General features: G+C 66.9%; 1 protein-coding gene. It reads left to right on the forward strand.

Annotated elements, in window-relative coordinates; all coding sequences use genetic code 11:
* Positions 1-49: 49 nt before the first annotated feature.
* Positions 50-1255: IS256 family transposase (locus ONA70_RS36340; protein ID WP_406601309.1), on the forward strand; the 1206-nt coding region annotated here is incomplete at its 3' end.

Consider the following 1255-nt stretch of genomic DNA (forward strand, 5'->3'; position numbering starts at 1 on the left):
GGGACTGTACAAATAACGGCTGATCGACCGATCAAGGGAGAGACGCCAGATGACGACCGAGATCACCTCGGGGCAGGAGCCGGCCGCCAGGCCGGCGGATGCGGTCACGGATGAGCAGTTGATCGCGATGCTGGTCGATCGGGCTCGTGGTGACGGGCTGAAGCTGACCGGGGAGGGTGGGCTGCTGCAGCAGCTCACGAAGCGGGTCCTGGAGTCGGCTTTGGACGGTGAGATCACCGACCACGTCGGCTACGACAAGAACGACCCGGCCGGCCGGGGCAGCGGGAACACGCGTAACGGCAGCCGGACCAAGACCGTGCTCACCGACGTCGGGCCGGTGCAGGTTCGGGTTCCGCGGGACGCGGCGGGCACGTTCGAGCCGCAGATCGTGCGGAAACGGCAGCGGCGCCTGTCCGGGGTCGACGACATGGTCCTGTCGCTGTCGGCCAAAGGGTTGACGCACGGCGAGATCGCCGCCCATTTGGCCGAGGTCTACGGCGCGGACGTGTCGAAGCAGACCATCTCCACCATCACGGACAAGGTCATGGACGGTATGGCCGAGTGGCAGAACCGGCCCCTCGACCCCGTCTACCCGGTCGTGTTCATCGATGCCATCAACGTCAAGATCAGGGATGGTCAGGTCGCGAACCGGCCGATCTACCTGGCGATGGCGGTCACCGTCGACGGGCACCGCGACATCCTCGGTATCTGGGCCGGTGACGGCGGCGAGGGCGCGAAGCACTGGCTGCATGTGCTGACCGAGCTGAAGAACCGTGGCGTCGCCGACGTGCTCATGCTCGTATGTGACGGGCTCAAGGGGCTGCCCGAGGCGGTGGAGACGGTCTGGCCGCGCACGATCGTGCAGACGTGTGTGGTGCACCTGCTGCGCAACTCGTTCCGATACGCGGCCCGGCAGGACTGGGACAAGATCGCCAAGGCGCTCAAGCCGGTCTACACCGCGCCCACGGAGGACGCCGCGACCGAGCGGTTCATGGAGTTCGCCGACGCCTGGGGCAAGAAGTATCCGGCGATCGTGAAGCTGTGGTCCGACGCGTGGGCGGAGTTCGTGCCGTTCCTCGCCTTCGACGTGGAGATCCGCAAGGTCATCTGCTCCACGAACGCGATCGAGTCGGTGAACGCCCGCATCCGCAAGGCCGTCCGAGCCCGCGGTCACTTCCCGAACGAGCAAGCGGCACTCAAGTGCGTCTATATGGCGCTGATGAGCCTCGACCCGACCGGGGCCGGCCGCCGGCGC

Origin of the sequence: Micromonospora yasonensis (assembly GCF_026013475.1) — a bacterium.
Classification (GTDB): domain Bacteria; phylum Actinomycetota; class Actinomycetes; order Mycobacteriales; family Micromonosporaceae; genus Micromonospora; species Micromonospora yasonensis.